Source organism: Luteibacter sp. W1I16 (genome assembly GCF_050434905.1).
Classification (GTDB): domain Bacteria; phylum Pseudomonadota; class Gammaproteobacteria; order Xanthomonadales; family Rhodanobacteraceae; genus Luteibacter.
Map to the genome: position 1 here is coordinate 1,119,148 of NZ_JBNDJJ010000001.1, position 16,585 is coordinate 1,135,732.

Consider the following 16,585-nt stretch of genomic DNA (forward strand, 5'->3'; position numbering starts at 1 on the left):
ACCGACGCGGATGCCCCGTTATAGTCGGGCGATCGTCCCGCAGAAGCAGGTAGCCATGACCCTTCTCCCCCGCATCGCCCTCGCCCTTTCCATCGCTGCGGCCGTCTTCCCCGCCGCGGCGGCCGACCTGAAAGTGATGACGTTCAACGTCCGCACGATGACTGGCAAGGATGGCCCCAATGGTTGGGACAAGCGTCGCGACCTGTTCGCCGACACCATCCGCCAATTGCATCCCGACATCATCGGCACGCAGGAGCTATACAAGCAGCAAGGCGACGACACCGTCGAGCGCCTGCCGGAATACGCATGGTTCGGTCGCGACCGCTTCGGCGCGCACGGCGACGAGCACATGGGCCTCTTCTACCGGAAGGACAGCCTGAAGGTGGTCGAGTCCGGCGACTTCTGGCTCTCGGACACACCGGACAAGGTCGCAAGCATCACCTGGGGCAACGTCTTCCCGCGCATGGTGAACTGGGCGCTGTTCGAACGTACCAGCGACCATAAGCGCTTCTACCTGCTGGACACGCATTTCCCCTATCGCGACCAGGACGAAGACGCCCGTTCGCGCAGCGCGCGCGAGATCGCCGCGTGGATCGCGAAGCTGCCGGCCAACGTGCCGGTGATCCTCACCGGCGACTTCAACACCGGCCCGGAGAGCGAAACGCACAAGTCACTCACCGCGTCGCTGAAGGATGCATGGAACACCGCGCCGAAGCAGGAAGGCCCCGCGGAGACGTTCCACGATTTCACCGGCAAGGCGACCAAGCGGATCGACTGGATTCTCTATCGCGGTGTCGAGGCGACGTCGGTCAAGACCGTCACCTCATCGAAGGATGGGCGCTATCCCTCGGATCATTTCCCGGTGCAGGCTGATTTCAACTTCTAATCGATCGCAGCGAAGATACGCTTATCGGTGCATTTAATACTCGCGCCTTCGCGGCTACACGGGCGGAAGTTGCCCAGGAAGTCATGGACGACTTGCCTGGCGTCGTTACCTTCCCCCTCGATATGAATATGAACGAAAGGCTGAGTACCCTTCCCTGCATATAGGATGTCCCACTTAGAGGTCGAAGTCACATAGCGACACTGAGTCGCCTCTACCTCGGAACCGCAGGGCTTAGCTGATTCAAAGATGTCCATTTTGGGGTTGTAGCCGAGATAAACGCGAACCTTCACGGAATGCGGGAGAGTCAGGTCATATATCGTAAAGTCGATAGGCAACGACATCGTCAGTTCATCACCTCCGCTGATGCCGAAGCAGACCGTGCCTGCGTACACGTTGCAATATATATAACGTGACGCTTTTACCTGGGCTGATTGCTCCTGATTACTTGCCGCCACAACAATTCCGCATACCATAAAAAGCAAGAACCCTAAATAGATTTTCAAAGAGCTCGAGAAGTTGAACATGCGCATACCTCCTATGGGTTCGCAGGGGGTTCTTTAATGGTGATGTTTTGCCTACTTTTAAGGATTGCATCCATATTCTGACTTCCCGTAATCACGTTATTACCGAGTGCACCCATCAAGTTGGATTTATACCCCGGGTCTGCCACCGTCATACGGTTTCCACTTGCATCCTTTGTCTCGGAGTAATGATCGCTCTCCATCATAAGGTGTCCCGTCTCATGCTCTGCCTCCCCTTGGGACCAACCCGAGGATGTGACATTCCATTCACCCTTATTACCTTGACTTACAAAAGAAGCGCCCGAACTATTCAAATCTGATGTTGGACCATTTACTAGCGTAATGTTGTTTATTGCCTTCTTGGGCGTAGTAGCGTCAACGTCGACTATGGCGACTTTTACCAAAGTAATCGCGCCGGCGACATTATAGAGGCCTGACCATTTTGCGGCGACGCTTGATTTTATATTTGAAACTACTTGCGAGTTCGCTGAAGCCGGACCGGAAAATTGGACGGGGACTGCGATGGAAATACTCCCATCCTGCTTATATGTAATGATCGCAGTTCGGCCATCAGGATCAATATGCACCAGCGGACTGTTGTTCGCATAGTTGAAGCGATTGAACAAGAAAGCATCGCCCGGAGTAGGCTGACTTGGATCAACACTGATAAATCGACCGACGATGGGATCGTAATAACGAGCTTGCGCATAAATTAGGCCGCTATCAGTATCGGCAACATGCCCTGTGTAACCTGGGCCATCTGACACTGAACCCATCACGGAAGCGCCATAGGGCGCATAGTCCGTAGTAGAGACTATGTTGCCGTTCGAATCGGTGACCGCCAGAACGGTTCCTTGTGGATCGGAGTAATAGTACGAAACTGATTTTCCGCTCCATGCGGGCGTCGCGACCGTCAGTGCAACAATCAAACAACATGCGCTTGAATAATTTGACCTTGAGATACCCATATCTCCCCCTGTTCCTTGTCTGGGTATCGTTACATAAAATTTGTTGTCCGTGCCGCTGCGCCCAATCAACCTTTTCTATAGCAGATTGCTATTCGGACACCTTTCAGGCCTGGAAAGGACATAACTAGGCTCACCCACCAGGAACCGGCGCCTGCGGTGCCGCCGGCGGTTGCGGCGCCACGGGAGGCAACGGCGGCGTCTTCGGCGGCACGGGCGTGTACTGCGCCGATGCCATGCGCCAACCGTCGGCGCCCTTGACGACGCTCGCGCCGAGGGACAGGCGCCGCTGCATGCCCTTCACCGTGAAGACCACGGTGCCGGTGACGAAGGCGCTATTGCCGTGGACGCGCGCCTTCACGTCGTCGAGCGACGTCGGTGGCATCTCGCCCTTCTTTTCCGGAGCATAGAAACCGAGCACGGCATCGTGCTCGTCCACTTCCCCGCGCGGCGACACCTCGACGAAATCGGGCAGCAGGATCGCGCGCAGCGCGGGAAGGTCGAAATCGTGTTCCGCCTTCACGTAGCGGGCAACCGCCGCCTCCGGCGTCACCTCGGCGGCGGCGGCCGTTCCGGCCAGGGGAAGGAATGCGAGGGACAGCAGGGCCGTTCTGTAAAGCGACATGAGCGTCTCTCGTCACAGGGATGTCGCCGGATCATCCGGCGGCGCCGATCCCCACGCATGGCCCGTTCGTCACCCTCCGCTTCGGCGTGCCTGCCGCTCGGCCGGGCGGCGGCGCAGGTAGCGCACGCGCCTGCGCACCCCGGCGGACCCGAGCACCGCGACGGTTTTCGTGCGCGTATGCGGCGTCGGGAAGACCCGCTGGGCCAGAAGGATGCCCCAGCGGTCGAAGCTGCGGTCGAACACCACCGCCGCGGCGATCACCATCGCGAAGGTCGCCGGCACGGTGAGCATCGCGGCGGCGACAGGATCGAGCGCAAGTCGCTCGCTCATGGTCACGAAGAACCACGCCGAGACGCTGAGCAGGATCGGCAGGTGCACGAGATAGAACGCATAGGAAATGCGCCCCATGAACTGCGCCGGGCGGCTTTGCAGTATCCGGTCGAACACGCCGCACCTCACCACGTAGAGCAGGAGCACGCCCCCGAGCACGTTGAAGAAGGCTTTTCGCTCGTTGTCGGCCAGCGGCAGGACGCGTGTCCAGTCGTACCAGGACGAGACATCGAATCCGCCACAAACGACCGCCACCACTAAAGCCGACGCGATCAGCGGCCTCGAGGTCGTCAGGCGCGCCTCGCCGACATGGCTTCCCGCCAGGAACGCGACGTAGTACGGCCAGTCGTGCGGGAAGAACCAGGCGAGTCCAGCAACGGCAAGCAAGAAACCGAGCACCCCGCGGCGCCCGGACAGGTTCAGCGAACGGTAGGCGAAGACGAACATCGAGCCCAGCAGCTCGATCTTCATCGTCCACAGCGTGGGATTAAAATGCGACCAGCCGCCCAGGATGGTCCGGTATGTGCCGTCCCGCAGCGCCTCGGCGAGATCGTGCGGCTCCTTCCAGAAGTCGGCGATCCAGGTGGAACCGGACAGCCGGCCCGCCTCCGCGGCATGGCTCCAGCCCATGCGCATGACGAACCAGGCGAACATGACGGAGCCAAAGATAGGCACGCCGAGGCGCAGGTAACGACGCGACGCACGCAAGCGGAAGATGCACAGGTCCCCGGTTTCCAGGAACGCCTTGGTGAGCACGTAGCCGCTCAGGACGAAGAAAATGCACACGGCGAACTGGCCGTTCCACAGCACGGCCAGGGGCGGGAAGGCGATGACATGGTCGACCACCCCATGCATGGCCCCAGGCGTCGTCGTATCCGGGTAGATATAGGCGAAACCACCCGGCAGGAAGGCCAGGAACAGGTGGCACAACAATACGTTCGCGGCGGCGAGGCCCCGCAGGCCGTCCGCCGAGATGTCCTTGACCATCGCCCTTCCCGTCGAAAACGACCATGGGAACAACCCGGTCTTGGCTCACGGGTGAACGCAGGATATTTCGTTCGGGTACGCTTCGGGAAAGTGAGCGTGGCGTGAGGGCCCGGGAGGCCGTCGCCATATGCCGATGACGATCATCACTCTTCAAGGGGTACTTCGATGCGACGACTACTTGTCACCCTCATGGTCTGCCTTGTCGCACTAGGCGCACAGGCGGGCACGGCGCCGACCGCCACGACCTCCTCCTACTTCGACAACACCGGCCGCGACGACGTCCTCTCGGGTGGAGTGAAGACGATCGTCATCGACACGCCCAAGGGCAAGTTCCGCGTGTGGACCAAGCGCGTCGGCAACAATCCCCGTATCAAGGTGCTCTTGCTGCACGGGGGGCCGGGCGCCACGCATGAATATTTCGAGGCTTTCGACAGCTATTTTCCCGGTGAGGGCATCGAGTATTACTACTACGACCAGCTCGGCTCGGCCTTCAGCGACAACCCCAAGGACGAGTCGCTTTGGGAGATTCCCCGTTTCGTGGACGAAGTGGAGCAGGTGCGCACGGCCCTGCACCTGGACAAGGACAACTTCTATCTCCTCGGTCATTCCTGGGGTGGCGTGCTGGCCATCGAGTACGCGTTGAAGTACCCGCAGCACCTCAAGGGCCTGGTCATCTCGAACATGATGGACAGCATCCCGGCGTACAACGCCTATGCCAGCAAGGTGCTGATGCCCGCGATGGACCAGAAGAAGCTCGCCGAGGTGAAGCGCCTGGAAGCCGGGCACAAGACGGCCGACCCGGCGTACATGGCCCTGCTCATGCCCATGCACTACGAGCAGCACGTCCTGCGCATGCCGGCGGCGCAGTGGCCCGACCCGGTGGAGCGGGCGTTCTCCCGGCTCAACCAGCAGATCTACGTGACCATGCAGGGCCCCAGCGAACTCGGCGCCAGCGGCAAGCTGCTGCACTGGGACCGCAGCCAGGCCTTGAAGACCATCAAGGTGCCCACCCTGGTGATCGGCGCCCGCTACGACACCATGGACCCCGCCTACATGGAGGCCATGGCGAAGAAGATGCCAGACGCCCGCTTCCTGCTTTGCCCGCAGGGCTCGCACATGGCGATGTACGACGACCAGAAGACGTATTTCGCCGGGCTGGTCAAGTTCCTGAAGGACGTGGATGCGGGCAAGCCGTTGAACTGACGGGCGTCCGGGCGCGGTCTTCGCTCCTGAGACGCCTTTCTGGCACCATCGTCCGGTTAACGACGCGCCGTGGCGCGCCAGCCGGATGCTCAAGCCCATGAATTTGCAAGCCAATTACGAACAGATCCCGCTCAAGGACTACGCCGAGCGGGCCTATCTCGATTATTCGATGTACGTGGTGCTGGACCGCGCCCTGCCCTTCGTGGGCGACGGACTGAAGCCGGTGCAGCGCCGCATCATCTATGCGATGAGCGAACTCAGCCTCGCCGCCACGGCCAAGCCGAAGAAGTCGGCCCGCACCATCGGCGACGTCATCGGCAAGTTCCACCCGCATGGCGACTCGGCATGCTACGAGGCGATGGTCCTCATGGCCCAGCCGTTCTCCTACCGTTACCCGCTGGTGGATGGCCACGGCAACTTCGGCTCGCCGGACGATCCGAAGAGCTTCGCGGCCATGCGCTACACGGAGTCGCGCCTGACGCCGATCGCCGAAGTGCTCCTGTCCGAGCTCGGCCACGGCACGACCGACTGGGTTCCGAACTTCGACGGCACGCTCGAGGAGCCATCCTGGCTGCCCGCGCGCGTACCGCACGTGTTGCTGAACGGTTCCATGGGCATCGCCGTGGGCATGGCCACGGACATCCCGCCGCACAACCTGCGCGAGATCGCCAGCGCCTGCATCCGCCTGCTCGACGACCCGGACGCGACGATCACCGACCTGTGCGAACACGTGCACGGGCCGGATTACCCGACCACGGCCGAGATCATCACGCCACGCCGCGAGATCCTGGCGATGTACCAGAACGGCACCGGCTCGATCCGCGCGCGCGCCGTGTACGAGCGCGATGACGGCAATATCGTCATCACCGCCCTGCCGCACCAGGTCTCTCCGTCGAAGATCCTCGAGCAGATCGCCGCGCAGATGCGCGCGAAGAAACTGCCGATGATCGAGGACCTCCGCGACGAGTCCGACCACGAGAACCCGATCCGCCTGGTGCTCGTGCCACGCTCGAACCGCGTTGACGTGGAAGAGATGATGCAGCACCTCTTCGCCACGACCGACCTGGAGAAGAGCTTCCGCGTCAACCTGAACATGATCGGCCTGGATGGCCGCCCGCAGGTGAAGGACCTGAAGGTCATCCTCAGCGAGTGGCTGCGTTTCCGTACCGACACGGTCACCCGCCGCCTGAATCACCGCCTCGGCCGCGTGGAGCGTCGTCTCCACCTGCTGGAAGCGCTGCGCATCGCCTACCTCAACATCGACGAGGTGATCCGCATCGTCCGTACGGAGGACGAGCCGAAACCGATCCTGATGTCGCGCTTCAAGCTGGACGACGAGCAGGCCGACTACATCCTCGAGACGAAGCTGCGCCAGCTCGCGCGCCTCGAGGAGTTCAAGATCAACGAGGAACGCGACAAGCTCGAGGAAGAGCGCGCCCGCATCAACGTGTTCCTGAAATCGCCGGCCAAGCTCAAGGGCCTCATCAAGGACGAACTGCGCAACGACGCCGAGAAGTACGGCGACGAGCGCCGGTCACCGCTGATCGAGCGCAGCGCCGCCCAGGCACTGGACGAAAGCGCCCTGGTCGTGTCCGAGCCGGTCACCGTGGTGCTCTCGCAGAAGGGCTGGGTGCGCGCGGGCAAGGGCCACGACATCGACGGCGAGGCGCTCTCCTACCGCGACGGCGACAGCCTGCTCGGCGTGGCGCGTGCACGCACGACGCAGCAAGTGGCCTTCATCGACTCCACCGGCCGCGCCTACGCCACGCCGGCGCATACGCTGCCTTCCGCCCGCGGCAACGGCGAACCGCTCACCGGCCGGTTCAGTCCGCCGGCGGGCGCGCGCTTCGATGCCGTGGTCGCCGCGGACAACGATACCCGCGTCATCCTGTCCACCGATTTCGGCTACGGCTTCGTCACCCGCTTCGAGGCGCTCACGGGCCGCCAGAAGGCAGGCAAGCAGATCATCTCGCTTAGCGACGGCGCGCGCGTATTGGCGCCGGCGATCACCGCCGATCCCTCGCGCGACCGCATCGTCGTCGTCACCAGCGAAGGGCATCTGCTGATGTTCTCGGTGGCGGAACTGCCGGAACTGGACAAGGGCAAGGGCAACAAGCTCATCGAGGTGCCCAAGACCAAGCTGGCCTCGGGCGAAGAGCGCGTGGTCGGCGTCGCCGTGGTCACCGAAGGCAAGGGCGAGGTCACCTTGTACGCGGGGCAGCGCAAGCTCACCCTGCGGTGGGCCGACCTGGTCGAATACGGCGGCAATCGCGCCACCCGCGGTGGTGTGTTGCCGCGTGGCCTGCGGCGCGTGGAGCGGATCGAGACAACGGGCTGAGGCGTTGGGCTTCGGTAGTGCCCTCGCACGGGCCCCTGCCGGGGCCTATCGCCGCTGAAGCGGCTTCCCACCAGGCGCCGCGACCCAGGGTGCTGATATTCAGTGTGCCGCGACTCGGGGTGCTGATATTCAGGGCCCCGCGACTCAGGGTGCTGATATCAGTGTGCAGCGACTCGGGGTACTGAGATCCGGTGTGTGCAGCGACTGGGTGGGAAGCCGCTTAAGCGGCGATGCTTCTACAGCCGGGTGAAATCCCAGGACACCATCCGGCCGTCCTTATACGGCATCACCCCATGGAACGGCCGCGGGTCGTCATCGAACACCAGCGGCAGGAAATGCCGGTCGCCTTCCCACATGGGAAGGTCGTGCAGACTCTCCAGCGCCACCCACTCCAGCGCGCCTTCATGATTCGACTCCGCCGGCGCTCCCTCGAAGCGGGTCACGACGAAGATGAAGCCGAGCCAGTCCTCGCCGTGCTTGCCGAACCCGGGCCAGTTCAGGGTGCCGCGCAGGCGCATTTCCAGGCACTCGATGCCCGCCTCTTCCCTGATCTCGCGGCGCATGCAGGCGGCGATGTCCTCGCCTGGCTCCATCTTCCCGCCAAGACCGTTGTACTTGCCCAGGTGGTGGTCGTCCTTGCGGGCGTTGCGGTGGATCATGAGGACGCGTTTGCCGTCCGGTGACAACACGTAGCCGAGCGTGGCAACGATAGGCGTATAAGGCATGGCGGTGACGGGATCGGGGTAAAAGGCCGAAGTTTACGCCGTCCGCACGAAAGCGGCGTCACCGGCCCTTGCACTGCCCCGCCGCCCCGGCGAACATCGGTGGATGCTTCATCCTCTCCTCTCCCGAATGTTCAGCCATGTCGGCCTTCGCATCCTCGCCCTCGCAGCCCTCGCGGGACTGGCGATCGGTTGCGCGGACCCGGCCGATGCCGTCGACGGCCGCGATGTCGTGTTCGACAGCCAGTCCTATTTCGTGGTCACCGTGGACACGCGCGACGAGGACATCGAGCTTCACTGGCGCAATCCGGAGAATGGTCAACCTTTCAGCACCCTCGAAACGCTGAAGGCGTGGACCGAAGCCAAGGGGCGCCATCTGGCGTTCGCCACCAACGCCGGCATCTACGACCGCGAATTCAAGCCGCTCGGGCTGTATGTCGAAGATGGCAAGACCCTCGTTCCGCTGAACCTCGTCCATGGCAACCCGCGATCGGGCAACTTCTCGCTGCTACCCAACGGCGTGTTCGCCGTGTACGAGGACGGCAGTGCCGAGGTGCGCACCAGCGAAGCGTTCCGGGCCGCCGGCCGCAAACCGCGCTGGGCCACGCAGTCCGGTCCCATGCTGGTGATCGACGGTGAGATCAACACGCAGTTCGACAACGGTTCGGACAGCATGAAATGGCGTAGCGGCGTCTGTGCGAAGTCGTCCCACGAGGTGGTATTCGTGGTCAGCCGGGCGCCCGTGAACTTCCACGGCTTCGCCCGCCTGTTCCGCGACGAGATCGGATGCCGCGATGCCCTCTTCCTCGACGGTACGATTTCGCAGGCATACACGCCCGATGACGGCTACGTCGGCGCGCCAGCGTTCATGACCAAGCCGTACGCGGGCATGATCGCGGTGTTTCCGAAACGGCCCTAGCCCGCGTCAATCGTAGGGAATCATCAGCGCCAGGCGGTCCTTCCACGCGACCCGGGCTTTCGCCGACAAGGAAGGGTCCGGTGGACGCAGGTGATTCGCGCAGTTGGGACCATTGAAGCAGGTGTTCCAACCGGCCTCGTAAATCACATGATAGGGAAGTTTGCGCCCGGCATTATCTTGCAACGGCAGCTCCCAGAGAATCTCGTAGAGCGGGTTCAGTGTCGAGGCCAGCGGCGTGGCCTGGACAAGGCTGCCTAGGTGGGCACGCGCGTTGATCCAGCTGTAGATCGCGGGAACATCGGGCGTCCAGCGCGTGGTTCGATAGAACACCGTATCGGTGTTGCTCCTCGTCTGCACGAGACGCATTTCCGATTGCCCCGCGTCCATCCTCTCCCGCACCAGATTAAGACTGAAATTGATGCTTGGCGTGATTTTCCCCGCCGTATCGGCCGATATGCCTGCTTGTGCGTTGCCCCCGACAATGAACCGCTCGGCCAGCGATACCGTCACCACGCCATCGGTGGAGTCGGCGGGACGCAACGTACGTAACCGCAACTTTCGCGGACAACTCGGCAACCCCGCTTCACCGGGGCCGTCGCAGACGAAGACGTGGGTATTGCCGGTGCTGGGGAACGTCGAGTTGAGTGGCCACGCGGTAAGCAATTCGTCGTGCGCGACAGGGCCCCACCCGCTGTGAATGGATGCGTCGAGCAAGCGGTGCAGTCCTCCGCCGCTGGCATCGAAATAGGCTTCGGTGCCGTCGCGACGCCCGAATCCGCTACCACCGCCCTCGCTCACCGTCTTTACCCAGAAGAGGTAGCTCGTCGTCGCCGGCTGGACCGGATCCTCATTACGCAACAAGGCCCATTCGGTCACGAGGGTGAGCAAAGGCTCGTCCGTGCCACGAAAAGGCTGAATGGTGAACTGGGGTGGCGCCGCGACATGCACGGAAAGATCGCCGTACTGGCACCAGCGCCTCATTTCGCTCGCGAACGCTCTTTGCTCATCGCGTGAGACAAGGCGTCCGTCGAACAGCACCGAGGCCATCTTCCGTCGAACGGTGCGGCATGCCGCAGACGGTGACGCCGCCGAGAAGTCGAAGGCCACGTCGAGTTTTCGCAGGGAATTATCGACGACGCGGCGCACGCGCGCCGTGGGTTCCGTGATGTCCGCCTCGACCCATGTCCAATTCATCAGGATCGCGAGCCGATGATCGGTATCGTGGGCGTCGACACCGAAAATGCCGAGGCCGGCGCCGGGATCGAGCACGATGGTGTTCGACGACGGCCAGGCATAGACGCTGTCTGGCCTGACATGTTCCAACACCGGAGCGGGTCCGGTCAGGGCGATCCGTGTCCCGTCATCCAGCCATTCCCCGAGAAGCCGCCGAACCTCGGCGACGTCTTCCTCATCGCCCAGGGTGAGCAGCAGAACGCCGTCCACGCTCGTGCGATCCCGGGTCATGGCCGACGCCATCGGGCACGCGCCGACGGCGATCAAGGTTGCCATGACGTTACGTGCGAATGATTCCATCGCCTGTTCCTCGGGCCGCTCGTAGCGAGCCGGGGGATCTTCGCCTTTCTCGCTTTGCCGGCCTGTCGGCAATCACGGCCGCGGGATGTCGGCCATGGGCGTGAATGCGCGTGGCGTGGTTCTCAGCGCAGCATGCGTTCGCAGATCGCCTCGTAAAGATCCGGCAGGCGCTCGAGATCGGCGACCGACACGCATTCGTCCACCTTGTGGATCGTCGCGTTCACCGGCCCGAGTTCGATCACCTCGGCGCCCATCGGCGCGATGAAGCGGCCGTCCGAGGTCCCGCCGCCCGTGCTCTGCTCGGGCTCGATTCCACACAGGTCGCGGCAGACGCCGGCGACGACCTCGCGCAAGCGCCCCCCTGGCGTGGCCAGGAACGGATGTCCGGAGAGATGCCAGTCGATCGAGAAATCGATCCCATGGGCGCGCAGGATCGTTTCGGTGCGCTCCCGCAACGCCTCGGCCGTGCTCGCAGTGGAAAAGCGGAAGTTGATCAGGGCCACCAGTTCGCCGGGAATGACGTTGTTCGCGCCCGTGCCTGCGTTGATGTTCGAGACCTGGAACGAGGTCGGAGGGAAGTCGGCATTGCCTTCATCCCAGCACTCCGCGACCAGCGCCGACAGCGCTGGTGCAAGGGCATGGATCGGGTTCTTCGCCTTCTCGGGGTAGGCCACGTGCCCCTGCACGCCACGCACCGTCAGCGTTCCGGATAGCGAACCCCGACGCCCCACGCGAATGAGATCGCCGAGCTTCGCCTTCGCGGACGGTTCTCCGACGACACAGGCGTCGATGCGCTGGCCGGTCCTGGCGAAATGATCGACCACCTCGCGCACGCCGTGCAGCGCCACGCCTTCTTCGTCGCTGGTGAGCAGCAGGCCCACGGTGCCGGGATGATCCGGATGTGCCGTGACGAAACGCTCCAGGGCGACGACCATGGCCGCCACGGAACCCTTCATGTCGGCCGCGCCGCGGCCGTAGAGCATGCCGTCGCGCTCGGTCGGTTCGAACGGTGGCGAGCGCCAGGTCGTCTCAGGGCCTGTGGGCACGACGTCCGTGTGGCCCAGGAACGCCAGCACGGGGCCGTCACTTCCGTGGGTTGCCCAAAGATTGTCGACGTCGGCGAATCGGAGATGCTCGATGCGGAACCCCCGTTGAGCAAGGCGGGCCGCGATCAGCGGCAGGCATCCCGCATCGTCGGGTGTCACGGAACGGCGGCGTATGAGGTCGGAAGTGAGAGCAATGACGGGGGACATGGTTCCGTGACCGCGGAGGCAGGCGGTCAAGATTACCCGGAGGACCGCGGCGGCGTACCCTTTTCGACAGTTGCGACCGGTCGCCTGTTTACGAAAATCCGGAGCCGATAAAAGACGGCGCCTACACCATGGCGGCGTCGAAACCACTTGTTTTAAGCCATTCCGTGACTCTCCCCTGATCTCTCGTCACCGATCGTGGCAGCATCCGCGCTTCGGACGGTGTTGGAAACGGCATGATGCCTTTGGTGTGGCGCCTTGGAGCGGGCCTGGGAGGCCTGGGCGCGGTGATGATCGCTCCTTACCTGGCCGGCGTGTGCATCCTCGCGGTGCTCGGCCTGCCACTGACCACGCTGCGGTTCGGCCTGGCCTGCGCCTACTGGCAGGCGCTGGACCTGCCCGCCTTCGCACCGTACGCGCTGCGCATCCGCTGGGCGGGCGGCGTCGGGCTGGCGCTGGCACCGGCCGTCTGGTTGTACGGGGTCGTACGCCTCTGGCGGCTGGCGCGCATGCGCTACCCGCGGCCCAACGGACCGCCCTTCCTCGGGCCGGCGGACTGGCCGCACGGCGGTCCGGGCGCACCGGGACAACCGGTCCTGACCACGCACCGGCTACGCCGTTATCACCTGCCCCCGGGCGAATCGCTGCTCCTGGCCGCACCGGCCTACGGCGCCACCCACGCGGTGCTGAAGGGTGCCGTGCGTGATAACCGCGGGCCGCTGCTGGTCATCGACCTTGACGGCGCGATGCACGGCGCCACGGCCGGTTGGCGCGCGGCGTTCGGTGACGTGCATCGCCTCGCCCCGTTCGGCGGCGGCCGCCCGTGGAATCCGCTGGCGATCGCCTGGACCGATTGGGGCCTGGACCGGTCGGCGCTCGATGCACTGGCGGCGTGCTGGTACCCGCAGCGCGATCGCACCGACCGTGCGCACGCCAGCCACGTGCGCGGCATGTTCCGTACGCTGGTGACCGCCCTCGACGAGGTGCTGCGCGCGGCCGGCGAATCCGTGCCACCGGCGCCGGGCGACCTGTGGCGGTTGCTCGCCGTCAGCGGGGAGTCGCTTGATTCCCGCGTGCTCACCGTGCTCGCGCACCACCCGGCGTTGACGCCAGCGACACAGGACGCCTTGCGCGAGGCGGCGGCGCTGGACGGCGACACCCTGGGCCGCATCGGTACCCGGCTGCGCGCGCCGCTGGAACCCTTCGCGGGCGCGGACCTCGACGCGGGCACCCGCGGTGCCCGGCGGCCGCTGTCCTCGGCGGGAAGCACCACCGTGTACCTGGACGTGCCCTACGCCCGGCGACAGGACGCCGTCCCGTGGATCGAGGCCTTCGTGACGCAGTGGCTCGACCGGGTGCGCGACGGGCGCGCGGTCATCGTCATCCATGGCCTGGACCTGCTTCCTCCGCTGCCGTGCCTGCAACGGACCGACGGCCACTTCCGTTGCCTGGCCTCGGTCCGGAGCCTCGCCACGCTCTACGACGCCTATGGACGCACCGCGGCGGCGCTGATGCACCGGTTCGGCATGCTCGCCGTGCAGGCGCCGTGCGATCGTGCGCTGGCCGTGCGTGAGGCCACCGCCATCGACCGGCACGCGGCCTCGCGATGCGGCGCGTTCCGGCCGCTCTATCCCCGCGCGGACGCCAACGCCTTGCTGGCCCTGCGCGCGGGCGAGCAAGCGGTGTTCGCCCCCTCCCTGTCGCATGCCATGCGTTGCCGGGTCATGGCGACCCGCGACATCGCGCCAGCGCCACCCGTTCCCGCTCAAGGAGAGCCCATGCCGTTTCCGAAACCCCTGGCCGTGCTGCTGGCTTCGTTGGTCGCCGGGTGCTCCGTACCGGCGCAGAAGGTGGCCGCCGAACCATCGCCATTCCGCGATTGCGGCTTGGGCAACCCCGATCGAGATCCGGAAGGGTCGAAGATCGTCTGCCTCGGGCCCTACCGGTTCCGGCTGCTATCGAAGCTGTTCAACGGTCACCATCAGCCAAGTGCGAGCCGCACCGAACTCGGCTTCGTCCTGGATTGGCCGACATTGGAGCCGCTGCCGTATGGCTTCGACATGTACAAGGACAACAATCGGTTCCTTGCATCCCTGCGCATCAACGTGTCGTACCTGGACCGGCTGAGCGACGAGCAGTATCGGGTGCTTCCACGGCGATCCATCGAACCGTTCAATCCGTCGGACCCAGCGCAGCGGGCCGATCCGGCGGACAACCTCGACCTGCGCATCAAGGGCGCACCCGTGCATGGGTTGACACCGTACTACACGGATTTCGACAAGCTGCGACGTTACTACATCGAGGTGTACGGTCCGGCCACGCGCGCCGCCGAACCGGAGAGCTCGATGAACGACGACTGGTACCTCGACCTGGGCGAGGACGGCCTCCCGCGCACGGTGCTGAAGTGTTCGCCGCAAGTCATCCCCGATGGGGTGCGCCTGCAGAACGGGCGTCTGGTCAAGATCCCCGGAGTGTTCCGGCGCGCTGGATGTAGCCATGAGTTCTTCATCCCCGAGTACAAGGCCATGGTCAACTTGCACTACCAGCGCCTGATGATGCCGGACTGGCAACGGATCGAGACGCGCATCCGCCGTTTGTTGCATGAGGCGGAGATGGATCGATGAGTGCGCCCTCGGGCTTGAGTCAGAAAGACCTGGACATCCTCAAGCATTACGCAAGAGAGAGGAACCGCGAGCTGTACTGGAACTACCTGGCCGAACTGCCGGGCAACGACGGTTACGGCCGTCTCGCTTTGGGCGTGGTCCGCCACGACAACATGCCCGGGGCGACGGCGAACCTCTACGCGCAGAACTACGCCCGCGAGCACAACGGAAAGGTGCTCAGCGAGCGGGAGTGGGACGACTTCGGTGTCGATCTGATCCAGAACGACCTGGCTTACCGCGCCCAATGGATGAAAAAGGGGCAGACGCATCTTGCGTTGAATCTGCCGGCCAAGGAGATCCAGGATGCCCACGAGCAATCGTTCAACCTCATCGAGGTCGACGCCGACGCCTGGACCCCGCGCAAGCTGCTCGAAGCCGCCCGCCACGCCGGCGAGGTGGAGGTCGTACGACGGCAACAGTTCGCCGCCCCGGGCGACGTCGTGGATACCGAAACCCTTCGCGAAGCCCACGTCGAAGAAGTCTGGTCGAGCCTGCTCAACAACGACGCGCTCGGCCTGCACCGCGGCAAGGACACCTTGCTGAACCTCGTCACCGCGCAGGACATGCCGGTGGCCGAACGCGCCGCCTACGCGCGCGACATGGGCGCCGCCTATCTGGGCGCGTTCAACGAACGCTCGCACGCCGCGCCGAACCTCATCGGCCGCACCGACCACTACTACGCCCGCGACCACGAGGGCGCCTGGGTGGAGATCCACCATGCGCAGCCGACGATCGGCGTGCGCCTGGACCAGATGGACGACGTCACCGACCCGGCGGTGCGGCAGCGCCTGGAAGACACCTACCGGCTACGCCAGGAACGCGCCGCCGCCCGCGAGGCCATGCATCCGGATGACCCCGGCCGGCACATCGAGTCCCCGCACCCGCTGGCCGCACACAGGCCCCGCTCGACCTTGCCGAAACCGGGCGACGACCCGCTCTACGCCGCGATCCGCAACCAGTTGCCGATGGAAGTCTCCGACGACAAGGCCGCCGAGGTCGCCCTGCGCGCCCGCCACGCGGGCATCCACCGGCCCGACCGCCTCCCGGCGGTGGAGATCGAGGAGCGCCACATCGTCTTCGACGGCACGCGCCGCGGCAGCCCGATCGCCGTGTCGATGGACACGCCCGCGCCGCCCAGGGAGGAGAGCCTCGCCCAGGCCATGCAGCTGGACCAGCAGGCCATGCAGGTCCAGCAACAACAGCAGGAGATGCAGCAGTCCCAGCAGATGGCCATGCAGCGCAGCGGGCCGGTCATGCGCTTGTAAGGTGGGAAGAGCGGCTGAAAGCTACTTCCCGAAGCGCTTCTTGAACGCATTGTCACTGAAGCCGACCGTCACCTCGTCGCCCTCCACCACTACCGGGCGCTTGATCAAGGCCGGATATTCCTTCAGCAAGAGTGTCCACTCCGGGTCGGACCGCGGGTCCTTGCGCTGCGGCAAGAGCGTGCGCCATGTCGTCGAAGCCTTGTTGACCAATTTCTCCCAACCGCCGAGCTTCACCGCCCACGCCTTGAGCATGGCGGGAGGCACCGGGTTCGCGCGGTAGTCGACGAATTCGTGCGCCACGTCGAAGCGGGCGAGCCAGTTTCGCGCCTTCTTGCAGGTGTCGCAGCTGGGCAAGCCATATACCGTGATCGTCATGGA

14 protein-coding genes are annotated in these 16,585 nt (G+C 64.4%); 6 read left to right on the forward strand and 8 right to left on the reverse strand.

The annotated features are described in order from the left end of the window. Positions 1-10 precede the first annotated feature (10 nt). On the forward strand, positions 11-886 hold the full coding sequence (locus tag QFZ41_RS05030) for an endonuclease/exonuclease/phosphatase family protein (RefSeq protein WP_429197737.1): 876 nt from the start codon (positions 11-13) through the stop codon (positions 884-886). Here the strand turns inward: QFZ41_RS05030 and QFZ41_RS05035 are convergent. The 4 genes from QFZ41_RS05035 to QFZ41_RS05050 form a co-directional block, all read right to left on the reverse strand. Continuing rightward, positions 883-1,410: a hypothetical protein gene (locus tag QFZ41_RS05035; RefSeq protein ID WP_429197738.1), complete on the reverse strand. Its 528-nt coding sequence runs from the start codon at positions 1,408-1,410 to the stop codon at positions 883-885. The two genes, QFZ41_RS05030 and QFZ41_RS05035, sit on opposite strands and share 4 nt — an antisense overlap. Before the next feature lie 11 nt (positions 1,411-1,421). Continuing rightward, positions 1,422-2,375 (reverse strand): RHS repeat domain-containing protein, encoded by a 954-nt coding sequence (locus QFZ41_RS05040; protein ID WP_429197739.1) that lies wholly within the window; start codon positions 2,373-2,375, stop codon positions 1,422-1,424. A gap of 130 nt (positions 2,376-2,505) precedes the next feature. After that, a complete protein-coding gene (locus QFZ41_RS05045) occupies positions 2,506-2,997 on the reverse strand; it encodes a nuclear transport factor 2 family protein (protein ID WP_429197740.1) in 492 nt (163 codons plus the stop codon). A 69-nt stretch (positions 2,998-3,066) separates the two neighbouring features. After that, the gene (locus tag QFZ41_RS05050; RefSeq protein ID WP_429197741.1) at positions 3,067-4,314 is read right to left on the reverse strand and encodes an acyltransferase family protein; all 1,248 of its coding nucleotides are present in this window, start codon (positions 4,312-4,314) and stop codon (positions 3,067-3,069) included. A gap of 165 nt (positions 4,315-4,479) precedes the next feature. Here QFZ41_RS05050 and QFZ41_RS05055 point away from each other — a divergent pair, with 165 nt between their 5' ends. Next, positions 4,480-5,517 (forward strand): proline iminopeptidase-family hydrolase, encoded by a 1,038-nt coding sequence (locus QFZ41_RS05055; protein ID WP_429197742.1) that lies wholly within the window; start codon positions 4,480-4,482, stop codon positions 5,515-5,517. A 97-nt stretch (positions 5,518-5,614) separates the two neighbouring features. Beyond that, positions 5,615-7,855, forward strand: coding sequence for a DNA topoisomerase IV subunit A (gene parC / locus QFZ41_RS05060; RefSeq protein WP_429197743.1), 2,241 nt, complete (start codon positions 5,615-5,617; stop codon positions 7,853-7,855). A gap of 236 nt (positions 7,856-8,091) precedes the next feature. Here the strand turns inward: parC and QFZ41_RS05065 are convergent, their stop codons facing one another. Further along, complete coding sequence (locus tag QFZ41_RS05065) at positions 8,092-8,580, reverse strand: NUDIX hydrolase (protein WP_429197744.1); 489 nt, start codon at positions 8,578-8,580, stop codon at positions 8,092-8,094. Positions 8,581-8,683: 103 nt separating this feature from the next. Here QFZ41_RS05065 and QFZ41_RS05070 point away from each other — a divergent pair, with 103 nt between their 5' ends. Continuing rightward, positions 8,684-9,496 (forward strand): phosphodiester glycosidase family protein, encoded by an 813-nt coding sequence (locus QFZ41_RS05070; RefSeq protein ID WP_429197745.1) that lies wholly within the window; start codon positions 8,684-8,686, stop codon positions 9,494-9,496. Between the two features lie 6 nt (positions 9,497-9,502). Here QFZ41_RS05070 and QFZ41_RS05075 read toward each other — a convergent pair whose 3' ends face one another. Then, a complete protein-coding gene (locus QFZ41_RS05075) occupies positions 9,503-11,029 on the reverse strand; it encodes a hypothetical protein (RefSeq protein ID WP_429197746.1) in 1,527 nt (508 codons plus the stop codon). A 122-nt stretch (positions 11,030-11,151) separates the two neighbouring features. Next, on the reverse strand, positions 11,152-12,282 hold the full coding sequence (gene dapE, locus QFZ41_RS05080; protein WP_429197747.1) for a succinyl-diaminopimelate desuccinylase: 1,131 nt from the start codon (positions 12,280-12,282) through the stop codon (positions 11,152-11,154). 233 nt (positions 12,283-12,515) lie between these two features. Between dapE and QFZ41_RS05085 the strand changes: the two genes are divergently transcribed. Both QFZ41_RS05085 and QFZ41_RS05090 read left to right on the forward strand, forming a co-directional pair. After that, the gene (locus QFZ41_RS05085) at positions 12,516-14,903 is read left to right on the forward strand and encodes a hypothetical protein (protein WP_429197748.1); all 2,388 of its coding nucleotides are present in this window, start codon (positions 12,516-12,518) and stop codon (positions 14,901-14,903) included. Beyond that, a complete protein-coding gene (locus QFZ41_RS05090) occupies positions 14,900-16,207 on the forward strand; it encodes a hypothetical protein (protein ID WP_429197749.1) in 1,308 nt (435 codons plus the stop codon). The genes QFZ41_RS05085 and QFZ41_RS05090 overlap by 4 nt, the downstream gene beginning before the upstream one ends. Before the next feature lie 21 nt (positions 16,208-16,228). Here the strand turns inward: QFZ41_RS05090 and QFZ41_RS05095 are convergent, their stop codons facing one another. Next, on the reverse strand, positions 16,229-16,582 hold the full coding sequence (locus QFZ41_RS05095; RefSeq protein WP_429197750.1) for a Spx/MgsR family RNA polymerase-binding regulatory protein: 354 nt from the start codon (positions 16,580-16,582) through the stop codon (positions 16,229-16,231). Positions 16,583-16,585 lie beyond the last annotated feature (3 nt).

What these genes read in the sequence shown, in the direction of transcription:
- QFZ41_RS05030 (WP_429197737.1), top strand. Translation starts at nt 11, where the DNA reads ATGCCCCGTTATAGTCGGGCGATCGTCCCGCAGAAGCAGGTAGCCATG.
- QFZ41_RS05035 (WP_429197738.1), bottom strand. Translation starts at nt 1,410, where the DNA reads ATGTTCAACTTCTCGAGCTCTTTGAAAATCTATTTAGGGTTCTTGCTT.
- QFZ41_RS05040 (WP_429197739.1), bottom strand. Translation starts at nt 2,375, where the DNA reads ATGGGTATCTCAAGGTCAAATTATTCAAGCGCATGTTGTTTGATTGTT.
- QFZ41_RS05045 (WP_429197740.1), bottom strand. Translation starts at nt 2,997, where the DNA reads ATGTCGCTTTACAGAACGGCCCTGCTGTCCCTCGCATTCCTTCCCCTG.
- QFZ41_RS05050 (WP_429197741.1), bottom strand. Translation starts at nt 4,314, where the DNA reads ATGGTCAAGGACATCTCGGCGGACGGCCTGCGGGGCCTCGCCGCCGCG.
- QFZ41_RS05055 (WP_429197742.1), top strand. Translation starts at nt 4,480, where the DNA reads ATGCGACGACTACTTGTCACCCTCATGGTCTGCCTTGTCGCACTAGGC.
- parC (WP_429197743.1), top strand. Translation starts at nt 5,615, where the DNA reads ATGAATTTGCAAGCCAATTACGAACAGATCCCGCTCAAGGACTACGCC.
- QFZ41_RS05065 (WP_429197744.1), bottom strand. Translation starts at nt 8,580, where the DNA reads ATGCCTTATACGCCTATCGTTGCCACGCTCGGCTACGTGTTGTCACCG.
- QFZ41_RS05070 (WP_429197745.1), top strand. Translation starts at nt 8,684, where the DNA reads ATGCTTCATCCTCTCCTCTCCCGAATGTTCAGCCATGTCGGCCTTCGC.
- QFZ41_RS05075 (WP_429197746.1), bottom strand. Translation starts at nt 11,029, where the DNA reads ATGGAATCATTCGCACGTAACGTCATGGCAACCTTGATCGCCGTCGGC.
- dapE (WP_429197747.1), bottom strand. Translation starts at nt 12,282, where the DNA reads ATGTCCCCCGTCATTGCTCTCACTTCCGACCTCATACGCCGCCGTTCC.
- QFZ41_RS05085 (WP_429197748.1), top strand. Translation starts at nt 12,516, where the DNA reads ATGATGCCTTTGGTGTGGCGCCTTGGAGCGGGCCTGGGAGGCCTGGGC.
- QFZ41_RS05090 (WP_429197749.1), top strand. Translation starts at nt 14,900, where the DNA reads ATGAGTGCGCCCTCGGGCTTGAGTCAGAAAGACCTGGACATCCTCAAG.
- QFZ41_RS05095 (WP_429197750.1), bottom strand. Translation starts at nt 16,582, where the DNA reads ATGACGATCACGGTATATGGCTTGCCCAGCTGCGACACCTGCAAGAAG.